We start from the raw sequence: 20,383 nt of genomic DNA, 5'->3' as shown, positions 1-20,383 counted from the left end.
GACCGGTTTAGTGAGCCGCTTTACAGGATAACCAGCCACAATATCAATAAAAACACGCCCATGGCAGTCACAATGAAATAAGACTGGATCTTGCCATTTTGTAAATTACGGACTGCCTGCCCGCCGGATTTAATCGAAAAGACCAGCAAATTCACGCCGCCGTCCACAAAAAAGCGATCAAACCAGCCGATAAGGTGACCCAGGACAACGCTTACTTTGGCAAGTCTGTCCACAAACGAGTCGATGATCCGCTTTTCGAATGTTTTCAAATATTTTGTAATGAATGCAAAAGGAATGATGAAGTACTGGGTGTTGGAATAATCCCTTAACCACACGAAGTTTTGCAGCACATTCTGAGCATTAGTAGCATTTACCGTATTGATACCGAATGGATTTTCTGATTTAATTTCTCTGTATGCAAGAAAAATGGAAACGAATGTCGTCAAACTGGCAACAACAGGGACCCAAACTAAATGCGTTTCTGAATGTTGCCCTAAGAATGCCAGAAACCATCCTGCCGCATCAAATGGGTTCCAGGAAAACCAGATGAAGATCGACAAAACAGCCAGAATCACCATGGGAAGCCACATTACTGCCGGAGATTCATGCGGGTGAATGTATGAAGCATTAAACCTGTTTTCTCCAAAAAACACCAGCCAAAGCTGCCTCGTCATATAATAAGCTGTCAGGCCTGCGGAAAGGATTACGACAATTGGAAAAATATAGAACAATGGACCTAATTCTGCCGCCCACAAGAACCCTTCGGTAATGATTGCGTCTTTGGATAAAAATCCTGAAAAGAACGGTAATCCGGCCAATGCTGCGGCACAAACTGAAAAGCATGCAAATGTGATCGGCAATGCTTTGCGCAAACCGCCCATCGTGCGCATATCCTGCAAATCGAAATCGGAACCCAGATCTGACGGGGTTACGGCGTGAATAACGGAACCGGCCGAAAGGAATAATCCTGCTTTGAAAAAAGCATGAGTCGCCAGATGAAAAAGGGCAGTTTGCCAGCTTCCAAAACCAACTGCAATCACCATCAATCCCAGCTGCGACATGGTAGAATAGGCGAGAACCCGCTTGATATCCCAAACCTGTGTCGCCTTAATGGCTCCTATTAACATGGTAATGGTGCCAATGATCGTAATGACCAGCTTGGCGTCGAACGTGAGTAAAAATGAAATTCTTGCCAATAAAAAAATCCCTGCTGCAACCATTGTGGCTGCGTGAATGAGTGCGGAAACTGGCGTGGGGCCTTCCATCGCATCCGGTAACCAGCCTGAGAGTGGCCACTGCGCCGATTTTCCCATACAACCGCCAAAAAGACACAGGCCGATTGCGGTAAGAATTCCGGGATTTAATGATTCAATTTTTAAGGAAAGCACCTCAAAGTCGGTAGAACCAATATAGTAAAACAGCATTAATATGCCCGTCAGGAAGGCTGCGTCACCGATCCTGTTGAGCACAAATGCCTTTTGCGCAGCCCAAACGGCCCTCGGTTTGAAATACCAAAAACCAATGAGCAGATAAGAAGAAAGCCCAACCAACTCCCAGAAAATATACATTACCAGCAAGCTGCCCGAAAGCACAATGCCGATCATGGAGAAAAGAAAAAGCTGAATAAATGCGAAATAACGGTGCAGATTTGGGTCTCCGTGCAAGTAAGCCGTGGAGTAAAACTGCACAAGCAGCGCCACAAAGTGCACGATAATGAGCATAATGCAGGTTAATGCATCAAAACGAAAAGGAATGTCAATGGAAGTGTCACCGATCGTAAGCCAGTGAAAACTGACCATGTGCAAGGATTGCGCATCTGCGTATAAAATGCTGACGGACAGCCCGAATGCTGTAATGAAAGCGCCCGCCCATCCTGCTGCTTTATTAAAACCTTTTCCAGCCAGCCAGAGCAAAAGAAAACCAACAAACGGCAATCCCAACAGCAGACAAGCAGGTAAAAAGTATGCAGAATCGGGCATAGATGCGGGAATTCGTTTGTTTCGGCAAATATCCTGAATTCGCGGCCGAATTCAAACAATGCTAGATGTCTTTCTCAATCTCCTCCACTTTGCCTGGTCCGTGGATCACTTCGAGCAGTTCTTTGAGGTCGTAAGTGGAACGGTTATAGGAATTTCCCAGCACAATGATCACCGCCTCATCTTCCGGGCAAACCCAAAGCATGGTGTTGTAACCTTTCCACCAGCCGCCGTGGTAAATGAAGCGCGGTGTGTTATCCTCTTTTGTGTGCATACGGAAGCCGTAGCCATAATTCCGGATGCCGGCCCTTTCGAAACTTCTTGGTTTGAACGCTTCATCAAGCAATTTTTTGTCTAACAGCAAACCCTGAGAAAGGCCGTTGTAAAACTTATAAATGTCGCCCGTTGTGGAATATAAGCCTTTGTCCCCGACGACATCATCATAATAATCCTTGTCCAATTTGCGACCAAACTGATGCCCGTCGGTTCTGAACTGCATGGCTGCGCTGGATGTGTCAGTAACCAGGAATGAGTTGGTCATGCCGAGCGGCGCGAAAATCTGGTCATATAAATATCTTCCAAAATCTTCACCGGACACTTTTTCGACGATGGCGGCCAGCACACAGTAATTGGTATTGCAGTAATTAAATGATCTCCCGGGGCGGTTGTAGGGCGTAGGCGTAGGGACGACTTTGGCATACCAATCCATAATATCCAGGTTATCAGGATATTTTTTGCCGTGGCGCACACTGTCATCAAAAGAATAAATGTAATTGGGAAGCCCGCTGCGGTGGCTCAGCAGCATATCCACTTTCACGCCGTGATAAGGAAAATCAGGGAAAAAACGCTGCACGGAATCGTCCAGACTTACACGCCCTTCCTGCACGAGTTTGAGAATGGCAATGGCCGTAAACGGCTTGGAAAGCGAAGCAAGCTGAAATCGCGAATGGCTGTTTAATGTATCTTTTTTCTTAAGGTGAGCAAAACCAAATGAATTTTGATAAAGCACCTGTCCTTTCTGAACGATAAGGACGTTACCATTGAATCCGGCCCTTTTTTTGCGCCTGAAAATATCTTCGATCTTCGAAATTTTCAGAAGCGTTGCGGCGTCCGGATTTTTAACGGGAACAGGGTCGAGTTTGGAGACCATCTTGCCGTCGACCATGATTTCCTCAGGTCCCGACTTCTTTTTTCTCACCAATCCCCATGAAACAACAAGGATTACCAGGACAGCTAATGCCGCCCACCACACTTTCGGCTGCACTTTTTTCAACATAGGCTTCAAGCCATTTATTTTCATCAGAACGTCGCTTTCCTAACGATGAATCGCAGGCAATTTTTATACTTAAGCATTACAAATTAAGCGCACAATATTTTACCGAACTAATACTTTCGCATGTTCTTTGCGGCCATTTTTTTGATAAGACAATAAATATAAGCCCGGCAAAAGTGCCTGAACGGGAAATAAATCAATAAACCCCTGCGCATTGAATTCGTGTTTGATGGCTATACGTAAACCGGCCAGGTTTGTCAGTTCTAACGATTTAGGATTTATATTTTGCCCCAAAACAGAAATTTTAGTTGCTGAGGCGGGGTTAGGAGCAATGTAAAACGAACCGGTTTCAGCTTGCATATGCACATCCGCCAGGGCCGAAAACACAAAATGATCATCCTGATCAGTCATTCTGAGCCTGTACTGATTAATTCCCGTTGCTGGCTTTTCGTCAGTAAATTCATAGCGGGTTCGGCCTTGCGTTTCGCCACTTGCTGGCAATGCCGCTATTTCTGTAAATGCCATCAAGTCGTTGCTGCGCTCGATCAGGAACTCTTTGCTGTTCTTTTCCCAGGTTGTTTCCCAGGCAAGCAATGCTTTGCCTTCGCTGGCCAACGCTTTGAAAAATGTCAGGTTCAGGGGAAGGACAATGGCCAGCACATCACCATTCACAATGATCTCGTCGAACCATAATGTTCCGTAAATGCTTGTCGGGCCGTAGCCGTAAATGCGGAATGTGAATGTGTTTTCCGAAAGGTTACTGAGCCCGGCCGGGACCGAGAATGTGTAAAATTGGCTTGGGTTGACTAACGTGGACGCCGTGAGGTCAGAAGCAAATCCATCCATACTTGTCCGGATTTTAAATTGCTTCGGCCCGTCGGGTGACCGCCTTAACCGCAGCGAAATGCTGGTAATGTTGTATTTAAATGATTTGGCAGTGAATTTGAACTCCATATAACGGCCATCTGAAAATGAGTTGGGCCAGGGCCGCACCACATAAGCCGCCACAAGTGCGCCGCCTAGCCCGTAACCGCCATTAAGCGCATTCGTATTACCGCCACCTGCCAGCACGGCGTCAGTTGGGATGAAATTGGCATGATTGGAGACGCCGCTTTGGCTGTAATCCATCGACCATTTGATTTTAAATGCTTCCTGGGCAAAACCATTTAAAACAAAAAACAGCATCATTGACAAAGTCAAAATAATGCTGTTTCGGAAAGAATTAATGTTCTTTTTCAAGTGCGTGAAATTTAAGATTTACAGTATTTACTTTATTGATACGGTAAATCTCAAAAAGGTCACGCTGGAAAAAATATTTTTTTAAAATTCTGCACTCTTCGGATAGCGTGGGAAAGGAATTACATCCCGAATGTTGCTCATACCCGTCACAAACAGCACCAAACGCTCAAACCCAAGTCCGAAGCCCGAATGCGGCGCGGTTCCGAATTTGCGGGTTTCCAGATACCACCAAAGGTTTTCGGGATCAATGCCCACTTCTTTCACGCGGCCCAAAAGTTTTTCATAATCCTCTTCACGCTGGCTTCCACCAATGATTTCGCCAATTCCCGGAAACAAAACGTCCATTGCGCGCACCGTTTTTCCGTCCTCGTCAAGTTTCATGTAAAACGACTTGATCTCCTTCGGATAGTTGGTGAGGATAACCGGCTTTTTGAAATGTTTTTCAACCAGATAACGCTCATGTTCGCTGGAAAGGTCGATTCCCCAGCCCACAGGATATTGGAATTTCTTTTCTTTATGCGGTTTTGATTTCAATAAGATCTCAATGGCCTCCGTGTAAGTCAGGCGCTCAAAAGGATTGTCGACTACGAAACTCAGTTTTTCAAGAAGCGGGATCGAGCGCTCGTTTTGTGGCTTATTCTTTTCTTCTTCTGCCAACCTGTTTTGCAGGAAATTGAGATCGTCTTTGCAGTTGATTAAAGCATAAGTGATTACTTTTTTGACAAAATCCTCAGCCAGATCCATATTGTCTTCCAGTTCGAAAAACGCCATTTCAGGCTCAATCATCCAGAATTCGGCTAAATGTCGCGTTGTATTCGAGTTTTCGGCCCGGAATGTTGGTCCGAATGTATAAATCTTGGAAAGCGCCATGGCACCCAACTCACCTTCAAGCTGACCGGAAACCGTCAAATTAGCCTCTCTACCAAAGAAATCTTCTTTAAAGTTAATTGCGCCTTCTTCTGTTCTTGGCAACTTATTGAGATCCAATGTAGTAACCCGGAACATTTCGCCGGCTCCTTCCGCATCCGAGGCCGTAATAACCGGCGTATGCAAGTAGAAAAATCCACCGTCATTGAAATATTGATGCACCGCAAATGCCAATGCGTGGCGAATGCGCAGGATTGCGCTGAATGTGTTCGTACGAGGGCGTAAATGCGCTATTTCACGCAAAAATTCCAATGAATGCTTTTTAGGCTGCAAAGGAAAAGTCTCAGGATCAGCTGTTCCATAGACCAGGATGTCTTCAATTTTTACCTCAACAAGCTGACCAGATCCTTGTGATTCAACGAGTTGTCCTGTTATTTTAAGGCAAGAGCCTGTGGTAACGGTGCTTAGTAATTCAGCCGAAAACTGGCCCGGCTCGGCTACTGCCTGAATATTATGAATGGTTGAACCGTCATTCAATGCAATGAAAATTGCGTTTTTGCTCTCACGTTTTGTCCTGACCCATCCTTTTACTGTTACGGATTGGTTTTCAGGAGAAGTCTGTAAAATTTCTTTGATTTGCAGCGGTCCCATTTTCTTATTAATGTCAATCTTAATTTACTGAATACTTGTGCATCCGGCTTTCCGAATGAGGGGCAAAATTACAAATTACCCTACGAAAACCTATTCCAAGCGCGTAACTTACTTTTCTGTGGGAACTGTCTCTTGTGCAGACTGGTTTTCAGCGTAATTTTGTCCTTTACTATTCCGATTAAAGACATTCTCCCTTGAACAACCGAATCGCACTCATATTATCAGTTGTATTTCACCCACTGATCCTGACGACTTATTTATTTGCCTTATTATTTATCATTTCGCCGGATCTGGTCGGCGTGAGCGCATTTGAACTTCCGGCATTGGGTAGTTTGCTGCTGCTTTTGTTCCTGAACACATTCATTGCGCCTACATTGGTTGTTTATTATTTCCAAAGAATGGGCATTATCAGCACGATGCATGTGGACGATTTGGCAGAGCGAAGATTGCCTTATGTAGCTTGTATAATCATTTATGGATTAGCTACTTACCTGTTCGGTTGGAAGCTGCAACCCATTAGTGAGCTTGCCCCGCAAATCTCGATCATTTTAGGAGGCGCCACCGTGTCACTCCTCATAGTAACTGTTGTGAGTTTGTTTTGGAAAATCAGCGCACATGCAACCGGCATAGGCGGCTCCATAGGTATGCTCACGGGCCTGCTCATCCGCCACGATGAAGTGCAATTGCTTATTCCTTTGATATTTACTGTTCTGATCGCGGGCTGGCTGCTCAGTGCCAGGCTGCATCTGAATGCGCACACACCCGCACAAATTTTCGTAGGCGTCATTTGCGGCGTGTTCGTGAGTAGCCTGACCGTTTATTTCTTCTTTTGACAAAAAACACTTCACAGCAATGTACCAGCACCTTCTTTTCGAAAACACCGACGGCATTGCGACGATCACACTCAACAGGCCGCAGGTTTATCACGCATTAAGCCCCGCATTGATCAACGAAATCACCATCGCCGTAAAGGCCGCCGAAAGCGACGACGCCGTTCGCGTGCTCATCATCACCGGCGAGGGCGACAAGGCATTTTGCTCCGGCGCGGATTTGAAGGAAACCGCAAGCTCGGGCCAAGGTGCAGACGAGATTTTACGGGAGTATTACAACCCCATGATCCAGGCCATCCGTACCATTCCGAAACCTGTGATTTGCCGGCTCAATGGTCTGGCAGTAGGAGCAGGGTGTTCGCTCGCCCTGGCCTGCGATGTTGTCATCGCCCGCGAAGACACATATTTGAGTCTGCTTTTTGTACAAATCGGTCTGATGCCCGATGCAGGCGCCACATTCTTCCTGCCCCGTTTGGTCGGCATGGCACGCGCCTTCGAAATCGCTTCCACCGGCAGGAAGGTCTATGCCCCGGAAGCCGCGAGCATCGGCCTGATCAGCAGATCTGTTCCGGCCACAGAGCTGGACGCAGCGATTGAGCAAACCGCTGCTTACTATCGCAACGCCCCAACCCAGGCAATAGGCGCCATGAAGCTCGTCATGAACGAATCATTCCATTCCGACCTGGCCAAAATGCAGCAATACGAGCTCGAAAACCAGGAGCGATTATTCAAAACCTATGACGCGCAAGAAGGAATCGCCTCATTTCTTCAAAAGAAAGGCCCTGATTTTCAAGGCCGCTAGCATTAAACCAAAACTTTTTCAACTTTTTTCACTTTAACCATTTGCTGTAAAGGGCCGCTTTGCCTATCTTTGCAGTCCAATTCAGAAACGGTTAAGCATTAATAACCGGAAAAGAATCGAAAACATAAAAGGTTGCGTAGCTCAATTGGATAGAGCACCTGACTACGGATCAGGAGGTTTGGGGTTCGAATCCCTACGTGACCACTTGAAAATCAAGCACTTAGCATTAATTTGCTAGGTGCTTTTTTCTTTGGTGCACATAGATTACACACAACTGGCCTTATCGACTACTATAAGTGCCCATAATTTGCCTTTAATTCTCACTGCGCAGAATGGCGTAGTCATACCATTAATTATCATTTCTTTTTAATTTTTCAGAGATAAGCGATTTTATTATATTGCTATAAAGAAAGTCATTAGTATGGAAAAGCTGATTCGTTGGACATTGGTCATTATATTTTACCCATTTTACTTTGTAGGTAGATTCGGTGGCAGGAGAATCATTTATACTAAGAGCTAGTCTCATGAACAAATTGAGCTTTTCAGATAACGGCGCTAGCCAAGACAAGAAGATAAGCAAAGATATCTATATTATCCTTTCTGATTTTCACTTAGAGCCCTTTGAATTGAGGGGGACCTTCGAAAATATGATTGCCGCTGCGATAAAGCCGAAAAGAAAGAAGATACTAAAGCAAACGATTGACCTACAAATAACCTAATCTTACCGCTGAGTAAGCGAAGACAGGTAGGAGACGGTTCGGCCTGAGGGGTTACGGATAATCAAGGATCCTGAAGATTTTAGCTGAGGAACAAATAACTAAACTATTAAATGCAATTGCTTGCTTATCCCTTTCGATGGCTGACGACTCTTTTTTTAGTTGTTGCTTTTCAGGCACACTCTCAGAATACGCAGGCGTATACATCAACACCAAGTGAGGTGATGACGATTCACTCCAGGCTTCTAAACGAAGAGCGCAAGGTGTATGTGCATTGCCCAAAAGTTGACTCCGCCGATGTAAACAAACGATTTCCCGTAGTCTACGTAATGGATGGGGACAATCATTTTGCACTGCTGGCCGAGTATGTCGATTACCTGAGTCGGCCCGATGTTTTGGCAATGCCGAAGGCAATCATAGTCGGCATCCCAAATACAAAACGAACCAGAGACCTTACCCCAACCAGCAGCTTACTTAACTACGAGGGGAAACCTGACAGTAGTTCATATAAAGGCAGTGGCGGGAACGAAAAATTTTTGCAATTCATCGAGGCCGAATTGATACCAATGATCGACAAAAATTATAAAACAGCGCCCTACAAAATATTTGCCGGGCATTCCTTTGGGGGCCTTTCAGCTCTAAACTGTCTGCTCACTCATCCTGATCTATTTGATGCGTATATTGCCGTAAGCCCATCTCTTTGGTGGGACAGAGAGTATGTGTTGAGAATGACCGAAGAAAAACTAAAAAGCGGTTCAACTTTAGACAAAATATTTTTTTACAGCGATGGAAACGAAGGAGGGCGTAATTCGTTTTTTCATAAAAATTTGTTGAAGCTAGATGCAACAATTGCTAAGAAAAAGCTGAAAGGATTTGATTATCTCTATAAACATTACCCCACCGAAACCCACATGACCGAACCTATTGTGGCTTATTTCGATGCCCTGCGCTACATTTTTAAAGACTGGGAAAAGCATCGCTAGGGATTCTTATAGACTCCTCGATTTTTGCGACGAAAGTGTTGCATTTATCATATGTATCCACAAACAGACGAATGTATTACACTGAAATAACCTTACGAACTATTCGGGAAAGTTCTCTGCGTATTTATATCCGCTTCCGGTATTAAGGAGCAAGATTTTGTCGCTGGCATGAATCCATTTCTTTTCAATGGCCTTTAATGCGGCCGGCAGCAGCGCACCTCCTTCCGGGGCGACGAACAAACCCTCATTTCTTGCAAATGACCTGACACCTTCCATCAGCTCTCCTTCTGTAACCGAAAGTGCGTAACCTTCGGATTCATGTAAAACCTGCATGATTTGACGTTCTGCGAACGGAAATGGAACGGCCAGTCCATTAGCAATCGACGGTTTGGCTTGATAACCTGAGGCATTAACCTGCGTTCCCTCGAATGACCTGACCATCGGCTCGCAGTTCTCTGTTTGCACTGCAATCATTTTTGGTAAAGGACCTGCGATCCAGCCGGCTTCGAGCATTTCATGAAAAGCCTTCCAGATGCCGATCAGGCCGGTTCCGCCCCCGGTCGGATAGAAAATGACGTCGGGTAATTCCCAGTTCATTTGCTCGGCAATTTCAAAGCCCATCGTTTTCTTGCCTTCCAGTCGATAGGGCTCCTTCATGGTCGACACATCGAAATAATCCTCTTTCATTTTCATTTCCGCAACGACCCGTCCGCAATCGTTGATCAGCCCATCTACCAAAACCAGGTTGGCACCAAAATAACGGCATTCCTGCTTGAAAATCTCGGGCGTGTGCGAAGGCATTACGACCGTCACCTCAATGTTTGCTTTCGCACAATAGGCCGCCAGCGCACCACCAGCGTTTCCAGCCGTCGGGACAATGCAACGTTTAATCCCCAACTCCTTCATTTTGGAAACAGCAACAGACTGACCTCTGGCTTTAAATGATCCGGTGGGGTTTAGTGACTCATCCTTCAGATGCAAATTTGGTATGTTATGTTCCCGGGCAAGGTTATCCAGCGCTAACAGAGGGCTCATTCCCTCTCCCAGGCTCACGACATTTTCGGGATTGATTATTGGTAAAAACTCAAAATACCGCCATAAGGAAGCAACCCGATTCCGCAAAACACCTTTATGAACATCTTTCAATGACCCATATTTTGCATAAAGCGGGGCTTGCCATCCTTCCTGCTCATTGCTGCAGAAGGTTTGGATCTCCAGGTGGCTGAATTGCTTTTTACTAAATGCGCATTCTAAATGGGTGATATGGGAAGAGAGAAGGTCTGTTTTAATCATGACTTTTATCAGTTGATGAACAAAAGTAAAATGTTCATTATAACGACGCCAATGCTATTTTTATATAGCCTATAACGTGATGTTATGAGCTTGCAATGCAAAACGGACAAAAGCCTGCGCAAACGGATTGTTCTCCGTCCCGTGCCGCTGGATGAAATAGAAACGCCTTTTGATTTGCAGGCTCTCAACAAAAACCTGCTTCAGTGTTCCCGCAGCAAGCTCTTTCTGAACTGACCGCAGCGGCAAGAAGCCAAGGCAGTCATCCACGAGCAGAAAGTTCTTTAATGCTTCGGTGCCTCCCAGGGAAATGTTGCTATTAAGATCGGAAATCTTGAATTTTTTGCTTTCTAACGCAGATTTTATTGACGCCAATGTGCCAGATCCCCGCTCCCGGAGGGCCACCGGATAATTTCTGAGCTCATCAAGGCTAATTGACTCACGCAGCCATAGCTCACTTTTTGGAGAACATACCAGGATCACTTCATCGGACAGAAAATAACGATAATTTGCGGAAGTGGTTTTGGTTTGGCCCTCAATGATCCCTAAGTCAATCACATTATTTCCAAGTGCGGCCAGTACATTTTCCGAATTCCGGTTCATCAGTGAAATGCGGACATTCGGATATTGGCGCCGGAATGCCGAGAGAATTTCCGGGATGATATAAAGTGTGACAGTCGTGCTTGCCCCAAGCCGGAGCTCCCCTTTTGCATTAAATTCATCAACATTCGTACTTAATTCAAATTCCAGCCTGTTCTTGATCGCACTTGCCTCCCGCAAATGAGTAAACAGGATTCTGCCCGCGTCTGTCAGCCTGATACCATTCCCAAAGCGTTCAAAAAGACTTGTCTTATAATTGTCTTCCAACGCTTTGATATGCTTGCTGATGGCGGGCTGGCTTAGATTAAGAACCTGGCCTGCCTTCGTAAAACTGAGCAAACTAGCCACTTCAAAAAAGACCTCATGCCGAAACGATAACATATCCATGGCCGGCGAGCCGGCTTTTAATTGATCACCCGAAAAGCGGCAATTAGGAAATTTTTTATCGGTAAAGAAAAAACATACCATTGATGTATTTATTTTTCCTTACCGAAGGTGCACCCATTTTGGACCAAGTCGTTGAGTATTTCGAAGAGCTCCGCTTTGCCAAAGACGAATTCTTACTTAAAGAGGGAACCATAAATAATCGTTACTTCTTTCTGCGGACTGGTTTCAATTTTTTTGACAACATTAAGTCATTCACTTTCAAAATCCCTTACCCCAAGAAGTTCGCCCGGAAGCCCGACGGTGACTCACCCGTTTTAGTTTGAAATAACCTGCTAAAATAAGCCGGATCATTGTAACCAAGGTCGTAGGCAATTTCTTTTGCCGTAAGCGATGTGTGAACGAGCAGTCGTTTTGCTTCTAAAATAATCCGGTTTTTGATCACCTCATTGGGTTGTGGCAACCGCAGACGGTTAAACTTATGTGTAATCGTTTTTGGCGCCATGCAGAGAAAATCCGCGTAGTCGGCGACGGTATGTTTTGATTTATAATGCTCTTCCACCAGTCGGGTAAACTTGCGGAAAAATTCGAGATCGCTTTGCTGTTCGGTCACTGCATTGTCCAAATGCTGCCTTTTCCATGAGCGGGTTGCGCGGATTAGTAGTTGTTTGAGATAGGTCCTTACCATTTCTTCCAGCGAGCTATCTTTTAGTTGAAACTCCTGGATCATTTCTTTAAATATTCCTCCTAAAAAAGCGATTTCTTCTTCCGAAGCCTCGACTTTGGGCATGTTCCGGATGTTGTTAAAAAGTAGCCCATCGCACGCAACTTCCTGATCGTGAATTTGAATGCAATAAAAATCTCGGTTGTAAAAAATAAAATAACCGCTTTCCTCGCCAGCTTTTTCCAGTTCCAGATATTGATTAGGACTGATAAAGAAAAGGGTCGGCTGCTGCGTTTCGTAACAGGCAAAATCTACCCGGATTTTATAGCCGGCTGGCAAATAAAGGATCTTAATGTATTGCTTGTAATCGGGTCCGTTGATGACGTCTGTCTGCGCTTTACTTACATGCAGTAATCCCAATGTCTTTGAATTATTGTTGAAAACCGTCGTACTCATGGCTATATACGCTTGGGAAGGTTAATATCTTTTGTTTTAATATGGAAAAAAGTCCCTGCGAAGCGGTTGGCAGCTCCACAGGGACAATAGGCTGGTTACTTCGCGGCAAACTTTTCCAGTTCGGAGTTAAATTTATCCATTTCTTCAATGAATAACCCATGTCCGCCTTTTTCAAATTTCACGATATATGAACCTTCAATTGCTTTGTTCAGCTGCTCAGCCTGTGAGAAATCACATAACTTATCATTTACGCCATGGAATATGGCGACGGGCATTTTGATTTTTGCCAGCTCGGGACGCAGATCCAGATCCCGCAATGCAGAAATTGCTTGTGTAGTTGCATAAGGTGAAGCATTCAGGTTAATGTTTTCCAGCCATTTAATGGATTCAGATGAAAGTCCGCCTTCTTGTCCCTCAAAAGCTTTTCCGAAACCTGCCACCAGTTGCTCCCGATTGGTTTTGGTCTGTTTGATCAAATCGGCTGCGCCTTGGTCGGTAATGCCGTAAGGATAACCTTCGCGTTGTTTCCATGATGGGCCGGTGGCGCCGAAGACCGCCAGTTTGGCAATATGCGCTCCGTTATATTTAGTCACGTAGTGAAGTACCACGGCGCTGCCCATTGAAAAGCCCCCCAGCGTTGCGTTCTCGATTTTCAGTTTTTCCAAAATCACTTTAATATCGTCTGAGAATGTGTCGAAATCATATTTTCCGTAAGGTCTGTCAGATTTTCCAAAACCGCGAAGCGAAATGCCGATCACCCTGAAACCTTTTTCAACCAGATACTGATATTGATATTCATACATTTCATTGTTGAGCGGCCATCCGTGGATGAGGACAACGGGCTTACCTTCGCCAAGGTCAATAACGTGCAGTTTAACATTTTTTTCAACTTCAATGTATTCTTCTCTTCCTGCGGATGACGGCTTGCGCGTTTGTGCAAACAGGAGTTGGCTTTGGATAAACATTAATATGAATCCGATGGTCAGTGCAATGGTTTTCATTATAGTAGTAAGGTTGTATTTTTGAGTTAATCAACTAACCGCTAGCTGATTGTCGTTGTTTTTTGACATTGCAAAGTTGGCACGGAAAACAGCGCAGAAGAATGGATAAAAGTCAATGCGGCTTGTACATTTTTCCCGACCTGAGAAATTGTTTCGTGTAGAAGGTTGAAAGTTGCTTCAATTGCTATGTTGTCGGAATTGTGCGCCGTCGATCACGTATTCGGTGCCGGTGCGGTAAGCAGCTAAGACTGAGTGTACAGCTTTTTGCAATATGTGCGATAATTACTTAGGAATGAAATGCGACATGTGCATTCAGCGATTTTCACCTTCCCTTCATCGATTATCAGCGGCAGCAGCGCTACTCCCGATCTACATTTGATCATCCAATGCACACCGCATTCGACCAATGTATAAATCATAAAATCGCTGCAATTATGAAACCAATTCATCTATTTACCCAAACAAGCCTGCTGCTAGGCGCAATGCTTTACATGACGTCCTGCCGGGAAATGGAGCCGGAAAATGAGGTTGTTACCATTTCTGAAAAAGCGACAAGCCGCACCGAACCTGAAACTGCCTACCCGGGAGAAGTCGGAACATTAAAAAAAGGTACACTTTTTGGCAGTGAGATCACTTACTCCGAGATCGACGGAAAGGCAGTGTTCCAGGGAGACATTATCCTCTCGCCCGAACAGCTCGCAGGCGCCAATGCACGCACGGAGGCAACTGGACTGTCAAACAAACCCGAGCTATGGAGCAATGCGACGATCAATTATACGATCGATCCGTCCATTACCAATAAGGATGCAATTATGGCTGCAATCGCCGAATTTGAAGCATCGACACCGATCAGGTTTGTGTTGCTGCAAAATCCCGAAGGTATTTATGCGGGCATCCGGATCAATTATGTAACATTTAAGCACGGCCGCGGCTACTCTTCTTCCATTGGCCGTGTGGGAGGACAGCAATTCATTACCTTGCCAATTTTCGCGACGAAAGGGGCCATATTGCATGAAATCGGGCATACGGTAGGTTTGTTCCACGAACATACCCGCCCAGACCGCCTCAACAGTATCAAGATCAATCTCAACAACGTTTCCGAAGCAGACCTTATCAACATGTCTACCTATCAGGCGCAAGGCTATCAAGGATTTCAGTATATGTATATGGATATGAAGTCCATTATGATGCTCGATTCCTATGCATATTCCAAAAACGGACTGCCTGTAATGACGTTGCTGCCCGGTACTACGTTTACGGTACAGCGCGAAAAGCTGAGCAACGAAGACACGTATGGAATCACAATCATGTATGGCAATGTCTATGCACTGAGCGGCAGCCTATATGCCGGCGATGCGCTGAAAGGCAAAAGGGCCACTTGCTCGCTTTACTGGGAAAATGCTGAAGCCATGTGCGCAACGCCGAACACGCTGTACATTGCTCATAACAACACCATTTGGGCCGTGAATAAACTGACGGGTTCAAGAACTGAAACGATCACGGGTATTTCGGGCATAAAAAGTATGGTGTATGCGCAAAAGAAGGTCTATTTTCTTCAAAACGGCTATTTGTATAGTTACAACCCTGCCAATGGTGTAGGCATAAAATTCCCGGGACAATACTGGCTGCCAGGAACGGCTTTGTCTTACTGCTACGGATTCCTGTTCATTGTCAATGGAGATACACTTTTCCGGATTTCTATGGACGGACAAAATTTCGTTTCCATGGGTAAAGGTTACCAGGGCGTTACCGAGATGGTGCCATTTAATGACAAACTTTATATCCTGAAAAACGGAAAACTGTGGAAAATGGATTCGAATTCCGGCGCGATTATGCAGCACGGGAATGGCACTTATGCCGCCGACGCGCAACTGACCGCCAATACCAAAAATCTGCTTGTCGTTGACGGAGGTAACTTGAACAGCGTAGGTGAATGGGGAGAAAGAAAGACAATCTCAAACAACTGGCCTACCATGAAGCACTTAACTGCGGTTGGTGCGGAGGATTAAGTTCAATATTACACAAGCTGCCACAGAACCGGGTCAGCGCAAAAGCACTCGGAAAACGGAACCAGGTCCGTATTTGCACGATAAGGCGAGGCGAAGCCGCTTCTCGATATGAGGAGCGGCTTTTATTTTACTCTGAGGCTCGACCAATATGGCTTTGTCTCGGTTTTGTCCGGATAAATGCCGGTGATCATGTATTCGCCTGATGGCAGATCGGCCGGGACTGTGTATTTGCCAAGCGCAAAACTTACACCAGCCATCGCCCAACTATAAATGGCGACTTCCGGAACTAGAATGAAGGTTTTTTCAGCTGATTTGAGACGAAGCCGGGGAAGATGGTCTGCCTCAAAAGGTACCCTCGGCGTAGTGAACATCAGTGGTGTTGGCTTTACATAAAACTCGTCACCTTTGCTCACCGACAGCTGTTCAACATTACGGTCCGGGCTGAGGTTCAGGTCGCCCTTCCAAATAGATTCCAGACTTTTTGTTTCTTTCCTGGCCAGTTCAAAAGACGCTTTTCCCAGCAATTTATCATTTTCAAAATAAGACAGCAGATAGGAGCCGTCCGGCAGGTTGGCAGGGATTTTATCAAGGGTCAACAACTGGTTATCATTTACACGGACCGGAAATGTTGCGGGAACCGGCATGGAAGCATTTGAAAAGGCCACTGTGTATTTTTGTGTGGGCAGGAAAAACCCGCCAGACGCTTTGATGGTATCTTGCCGTTCATATTGAAATGGGTAGTAACTGAAATTACCGACGATCGGCGTGTCCCTCGTGAATCTGATTCCCTCGAAAGCAACGGGATTTTGATTAAAAAACCTGAATTCAAAGCTTAGTGGCTCGCCGGTCGCCAGTGCCGCAGCGTTGGCAAGATAAACATTCGGATCTTCCAAATACAAATGAGCTTCCTCGGTCAGGCCGGTTTTGCTGTTGGTAATTTTAACAAACGGGCCATCGAAATCATAGGAAGCAGGTGAACTGCCTTGCTTCACATCGAATCTGAAAGGAAGCTTAATGCCGGCCGCATTAACAGCAATTTCTTTCTGCAGCAATTCGATTTTAGGCGTCCCGGAATAATTGAAGTAGATACTCGGGATAGAGAAATCATTATTTGCCTTTTGTAACTGGAAAGACAGAGGTGATGTGCGCTGAAATTTATAGCTGATCGTGCTGTCAGGCGTTGGCTCGTTCGCATCATACAGTACTTGCACGCCCGGCTTCAGGGACAGTGTCACTTCCGCCAGCTGCGCGTCATAAGTTTGCGGAAAGCTCACCATGTAAGCATTATGCAGCGAATCGAAGGTGATTTTTTCGGCTCCGGCAACCTTCACACCTCGCAGCAATTCTGTCGCTGCTAACATTTTTCCTTCCGGAATGGGGTCAGGCTTGGGAGCTACTTGTAATATCCTGGAATCTTTGTCACAGCTGATTAAAAGTCCAATCGACATGACGAACAGGTAAACCATTTTTTTCATAGCAGATAGAGGAATAAGCAAGCGGTGACATAATATGTCGAAGTAAACTTAATACTACGTGAAATCCAAATATTTGTTTTGATAATGATAAATTCAAGTGCAACCAACTTTATTCCGGAAAGCATGCCGGGATTTCATTCCCAATTCCTTCCGGTTTTGGCCTTTAACATTGTATTAAAAACAAGTTGAAGCATGAAACACATTATCATCATTACACTATTATTTACCGCGACAATGTTGTCGGCTATGGCACAGATTGATTCCATTCAAAAACCGAAACCGGTGAAAATTCGCCATGCAGAGCCGCTTTATATGGATCTGATCCGCGATTTGGGCGCGCGAAAAGGGGAGAAGGAATGGAATGTCGGGTATGGCGTTGAAGGACATAAGGATTACACGATCAACCATTCGTTTGTTGAATACGAATTTTCACCTGTGAACCGGCTTGGTCTGGAAGTGGAAGTTCCGTTTGCTTTTTACAGGCCGGCCCACGTTCAGGAAGGGGCTGAGCTTCCGCGCAACAGGGTAGAGGGCTTGAAACTGGCTGCCCAATATACATTCTTGGTATCTGAAAAGCAGCAAATGTCGATGGCTGCAGGTTATATGCATGAATTTCGCGCCCATTCATTTTACTCTATTAACCACGGCAGGGGCATGCTGAAAGGCAATTCGATCAGCCCGTTTCTGATCGTTGCCAAAAAATGGGGAAGCCGGATCAACACCATGATCTACACTGGCCCGGAATGGGAATTTACGCCCGAAGAATCTAAAAATGAATTGTTTTACCAGGTCAATGCGAGTATGCATTACGTACTTCCGAGCGGGAACTTTGTGGGTGTTGAAGTGAATGACGAGTTTTCTAACGAAGTCCGTCACACCGTGATCCGTCCGCAAGTGAAACTGATCCTCGCCTCCAATCTTGCACTGGGCCTTGTCACAGGCATTCCCACCAACTTCCGGCATGATGGCATGAGCTTCATGGCCAGGATCATATTCGAGCCGAAACGGTAAGCTTTTTCCGCAGCCATACGCGCAAATTACACTGGAAACCATTGAAATTAATACAAGATTGATGTTTGGTTTTTGAAAAGCAGTCCGAATCTTACGTTATTGCCAGGACGATTTTCACTTAAAAAAACAAAATCATGAGCACTTTGACATTAAGAGATGGAGCCACATTGTTCTACAAAGACTGGGGCACCGGGCAGCCTATCGTCTTTCACCACGGATGGCCGCTTTCCGGTGATGACTGGGATAATCAAATGATGTTTTTTCTCCAAAAAGGTTTCCGGGTCATTGCCCACGACCGGCGGGGACATGGACGTTCTTCCCAAACCTATCAGGGTCATGAGATGGATACATACGCTGCGGATGTAGCCGAGCTCGTAACGCACCTGGATCTGAAAGATGCCATACATATCGGTCATTCTACCGGAGGTGGTGAAGTGATACATTATGTGAACAAGCACGGGAATGGCAGGGTAGCGAAAGCCGTGCTGGTAAGTGCCGTAACGCCGATTATGGTGCAGACAGAAAACAACCCCGACGGTGTGCCTGTGGGTGTTTTTGACGAAATCCGTTTGTTGACTGCCACACAAAGACCGCAGTATTTCAAGGACTTCTCGGAAGCTTTTTACGGTTACAACCGCGAAGGCGCTGTTGAAAAACAAGGAGTTCGCGACAACTGGTGGCGGCAGGGAATGATGGGCAGCATACTTGCGCATTACGAATGCATAAAAGCATTTTCTGCAACGGACTTTACTGAGGATCTCAGCAGCGTTGACGTTCCTGTGCTGGTGCTCCACGGCGAAGACGACCAGATTGTGCCTTATCAAATTACTGCATTGAAAGCGATTAAGCTTTTGAAAAATGGTAAGCTAATCACTTATCCAGGTTTCCCGCACGGCATGCCAACCACGGAAGCTGACACCATTAACAAGGATATTTTGGCGTTTATTCAAGAATAGTGTTAATGTTGTCTGCCATCGGCATAGCTGCCAAAGCATAGTAAAACCACCGGGCGGAATGATTTCTGCCCGGTGGTTTTACTGGAATCTAAAATTATCATGTAATACTGAACCGGACACTAGGAAAGTGCTTCCGGAGGCGGTCCGCCTGCCGGTCGCGAGTTGTCCTTTGGAAGCGGGACAAATTCCTCGTTATCTGTCGGAGGTAATATAATGCGTCCCTGTTTCCAGTCTTCTTTGGCTTGTTCAATCCTTTCTTTGCGGCTGGAAACGAAGTTCCACCAGATGTAACGCTCTCCTAAATGCTCGCCACCCAGCAGCATCAGCGTTGCGGATTCTTTGGCAATAAGCAAAGGGTCTACGCCTTTTGAGAAAACCAATAATTTGCCTGCCGTATAATTGATACCGTTTACTTCAATAGTGCCTTTAACAATGTAAACACCCCGCTCGCTATGTCCACCGGGAAGGCCAAACCGAGCTCCCTGATCAAGAACCACATGCAGATAAAACATTGGGGAACTGGTGCTGACATTGTTTTTCAGTCCGTACGCTTCGCCTGCGATCAATCGCATCCATATGCCTTTCTCGGTAAATATCGGCAATTGTTCCGGCGTATAGTTTTTAAAAGACGGATCAGATTCTTCGTCTTTTTCTGGCAGGGCAACCCAGGTTTGTATCAGTTCCAATTCACCGCCAGCAAGCATGGCAGGATCTTCAAAACGTTCACTATGTGCTATGCCTTTTCCGGCTGTCATCCAATTGACTTCCCCTGGCTTTATAATCTGCTCAACGCCAAGGCTATCCCGATGGGTAACATTGCCGCTAAACAAATAACTTACCGTTGAAAGACCAATGTGCGGATGTGGCAGCACATCAAGATTAGTTGCTGTCGGCGTGGGAATACTTACCGGTCCGCCATGGTCCATAAATATGAATGGCCCAACCATTCTCCTTAATTGGTAGGGAAGAATGCGTTTTACTTCAAAACCGGGGACGATTTCGGCTTTTCTGGATTCTATAACTATATCAAGCATAAAAATAAAGATTTCTGCTGTCGACGCTTAGTATTTCCTGGCCAAATATAGCATCGTCGGCTAGGGTGATTCTATATAATAATCATAATCAGTAAAACTGGTAAATATTTCTGTAATCTGTATAAAACCGGTGCAGGCAGGTTGGGCGACCTTTGTCTTATTAATG

The 20,383-nt window shown here is 45.5% G+C and carries 16 protein-coding genes and 1 tRNA gene; 7 read left to right on the top strand and 10 right to left on the bottom strand.

Annotation, left to right across the window (positions count from 1 at the left end; all coding sequences use genetic code 11):
* Positions 1 to 20: 20 nt before the first annotated feature.
* The 4 genes from nuoL to asnS all read right to left on the bottom strand — a co-directional run bounded on the left by nuoL (position 21) and on the right by asnS (position 6,006).
* Positions 21 to 1,979 (bottom strand): NADH-quinone oxidoreductase subunit L, encoded by a 1,959-nt coding sequence (nuoL, locus tag B5X68_RS23225; protein ID WP_082217144.1) that lies wholly within the window; start codon positions 1,977 to 1,979, stop codon positions 21 to 23.
* Positions 1,980 to 2,040: 61 nt separating this feature from the next.
* Positions 2,041 to 3,276: a serine hydrolase domain-containing protein gene (locus tag B5X68_RS23220; RefSeq protein ID WP_229208536.1), complete on the bottom strand. Its 1,236-nt coding sequence runs from the start codon at positions 3,274 to 3,276 to the stop codon at positions 2,041 to 2,043.
* A 75-nt stretch (positions 3,277 to 3,351) separates the two neighbouring features.
* Complete coding sequence (locus B5X68_RS23215; protein ID WP_082217143.1) at positions 3,352 to 4,488, bottom strand: T9SS type A sorting domain-containing protein; 1,137 nt, start codon at positions 4,486 to 4,488, stop codon at positions 3,352 to 3,354.
* An 81-nt stretch (positions 4,489 to 4,569) separates the two neighbouring features.
* A complete protein-coding gene (asnS, locus tag B5X68_RS23210; protein WP_082217142.1) occupies positions 4,570 to 6,006 on the bottom strand; it encodes an asparagine--tRNA ligase in 1,437 nt (478 codons plus the stop codon).
* A gap of 194 nt (positions 6,007 to 6,200) precedes the next feature.
* Here asnS and B5X68_RS23205 point away from each other — a divergent pair, with 194 nt between their 5' ends.
* From B5X68_RS23205 to B5X68_RS23185, 4 genes are all read left to right on the top strand, one after another.
* On the top strand, positions 6,201 to 6,839 hold the full coding sequence (locus tag B5X68_RS23205) for a hypothetical protein (protein WP_082217141.1): 639 nt from the start codon (positions 6,201 to 6,203) through the stop codon (positions 6,837 to 6,839).
* Positions 6,840 to 6,858: 19 nt separating this feature from the next.
* Positions 6,859 to 7,638 carry an enoyl-CoA hydratase/isomerase family protein gene (locus B5X68_RS23200; RefSeq protein WP_082217140.1) on the top strand — a complete coding sequence of 260 codons (780 nt, stop codon included), beginning with the start codon at positions 6,859 to 6,861 and terminating at the stop codon, positions 7,636 to 7,638.
* A gap of 130 nt (positions 7,639 to 7,768) precedes the next feature.
* Positions 7,769 to 7,842 (top strand) — tRNA-Arg (locus B5X68_RS23195).
* A 625-nt stretch (positions 7,843 to 8,467) separates the two neighbouring features.
* On the top strand, positions 8,468 to 9,337 hold the full coding sequence (locus tag B5X68_RS23185) for an alpha/beta hydrolase (RefSeq protein WP_082217138.1): 870 nt from the start codon (positions 8,468 to 8,470) through the stop codon (positions 9,335 to 9,337).
* Between the two features lie 99 nt (positions 9,338 to 9,436).
* Here B5X68_RS23185 and B5X68_RS23180 read toward each other — a convergent pair whose 3' ends face one another.
* The 4 genes from B5X68_RS23180 to B5X68_RS23160 form a co-directional block, all read right to left on the bottom strand.
* Positions 9,437 to 10,630, bottom strand: a complete 1,194-nt coding sequence (locus B5X68_RS23180) for a threonine synthase (protein WP_082217137.1) — start codon at positions 10,628 to 10,630, stop codon at positions 9,437 to 9,439.
* A 69-nt stretch (positions 10,631 to 10,699) separates the two neighbouring features.
* Positions 10,700 to 11,614: a LysR substrate-binding domain-containing protein gene (locus B5X68_RS23175; RefSeq protein ID WP_229208535.1), complete on the bottom strand. Its 915-nt coding sequence runs from the start codon at positions 11,612 to 11,614 to the stop codon at positions 10,700 to 10,702.
* A 268-nt stretch (positions 11,615 to 11,882) separates the two neighbouring features.
* The gene (locus B5X68_RS23165; RefSeq protein WP_082217135.1) at positions 11,883 to 12,731 is read right to left on the bottom strand and encodes a helix-turn-helix domain-containing protein; all 849 of its coding nucleotides are present in this window, start codon (positions 12,729 to 12,731) and stop codon (positions 11,883 to 11,885) included.
* Positions 12,732 to 12,826: 95 nt separating this feature from the next.
* Positions 12,827 to 13,732, bottom strand: a complete 906-nt coding sequence (locus B5X68_RS23160; protein WP_082217133.1) for an alpha/beta fold hydrolase — start codon at positions 13,730 to 13,732, stop codon at positions 12,827 to 12,829.
* A 434-nt stretch (positions 13,733 to 14,166) separates the two neighbouring features.
* Between B5X68_RS23160 and B5X68_RS23155 the strand changes: the two genes are divergently transcribed.
* A complete protein-coding gene (locus tag B5X68_RS23155; protein WP_170916712.1) occupies positions 14,167 to 15,741 on the top strand; it encodes a M12 family metallopeptidase in 1,575 nt (524 codons plus the stop codon).
* Between the two features lie 122 nt (positions 15,742 to 15,863).
* Here the strand turns inward: B5X68_RS23155 and B5X68_RS23150 are convergent, their stop codons facing one another.
* On the bottom strand, positions 15,864 to 17,216 hold the full coding sequence (locus tag B5X68_RS23150) for a hypothetical protein (protein WP_082217131.1): 1,353 nt from the start codon (positions 17,214 to 17,216) through the stop codon (positions 15,864 to 15,866).
* A 192-nt stretch (positions 17,217 to 17,408) separates the two neighbouring features.
* On the opposite strand from B5X68_RS23150, the gene B5X68_RS23145 reads away from it, so the two are divergent.
* Together B5X68_RS23145 and B5X68_RS23140 are read left to right on the top strand one after the other, a co-directional pair.
* Positions 17,409 to 18,227 (top strand): HAEPLYID family protein, encoded by an 819-nt coding sequence (locus B5X68_RS23145; protein ID WP_082217130.1) that lies wholly within the window; start codon positions 17,409 to 17,411, stop codon positions 18,225 to 18,227.
* A gap of 134 nt (positions 18,228 to 18,361) precedes the next feature.
* Entirely contained in the window at positions 18,362 to 19,183 is an 822-nt protein-coding gene (locus tag B5X68_RS23140) for an alpha/beta fold hydrolase (RefSeq protein ID WP_082217129.1), read from the top strand.
* Between the two features lie 119 nt (positions 19,184 to 19,302).
* Here B5X68_RS23140 and B5X68_RS23135 read toward each other — a convergent pair whose 3' ends face one another.
* Positions 19,303 to 20,217: a pirin family protein gene (locus B5X68_RS23135; protein ID WP_082217128.1), complete on the bottom strand. Its 915-nt coding sequence runs from the start codon at positions 20,215 to 20,217 to the stop codon at positions 19,303 to 19,305.
* Between the last annotated feature and the right edge of the window lie 166 nt (positions 20,218 to 20,383).

It is taken from the genome of Dyadobacter psychrophilus (assembly GCF_900167945.1).
Classification (GTDB): Bacteria; Bacteroidota; Bacteroidia; order Cytophagales; family Spirosomataceae; genus Dyadobacter; species Dyadobacter psychrophilus.
Note: the sequence above shows the minus strand (reverse complement) of the source record. Positions and strands in the feature narration are given on the sequence as shown.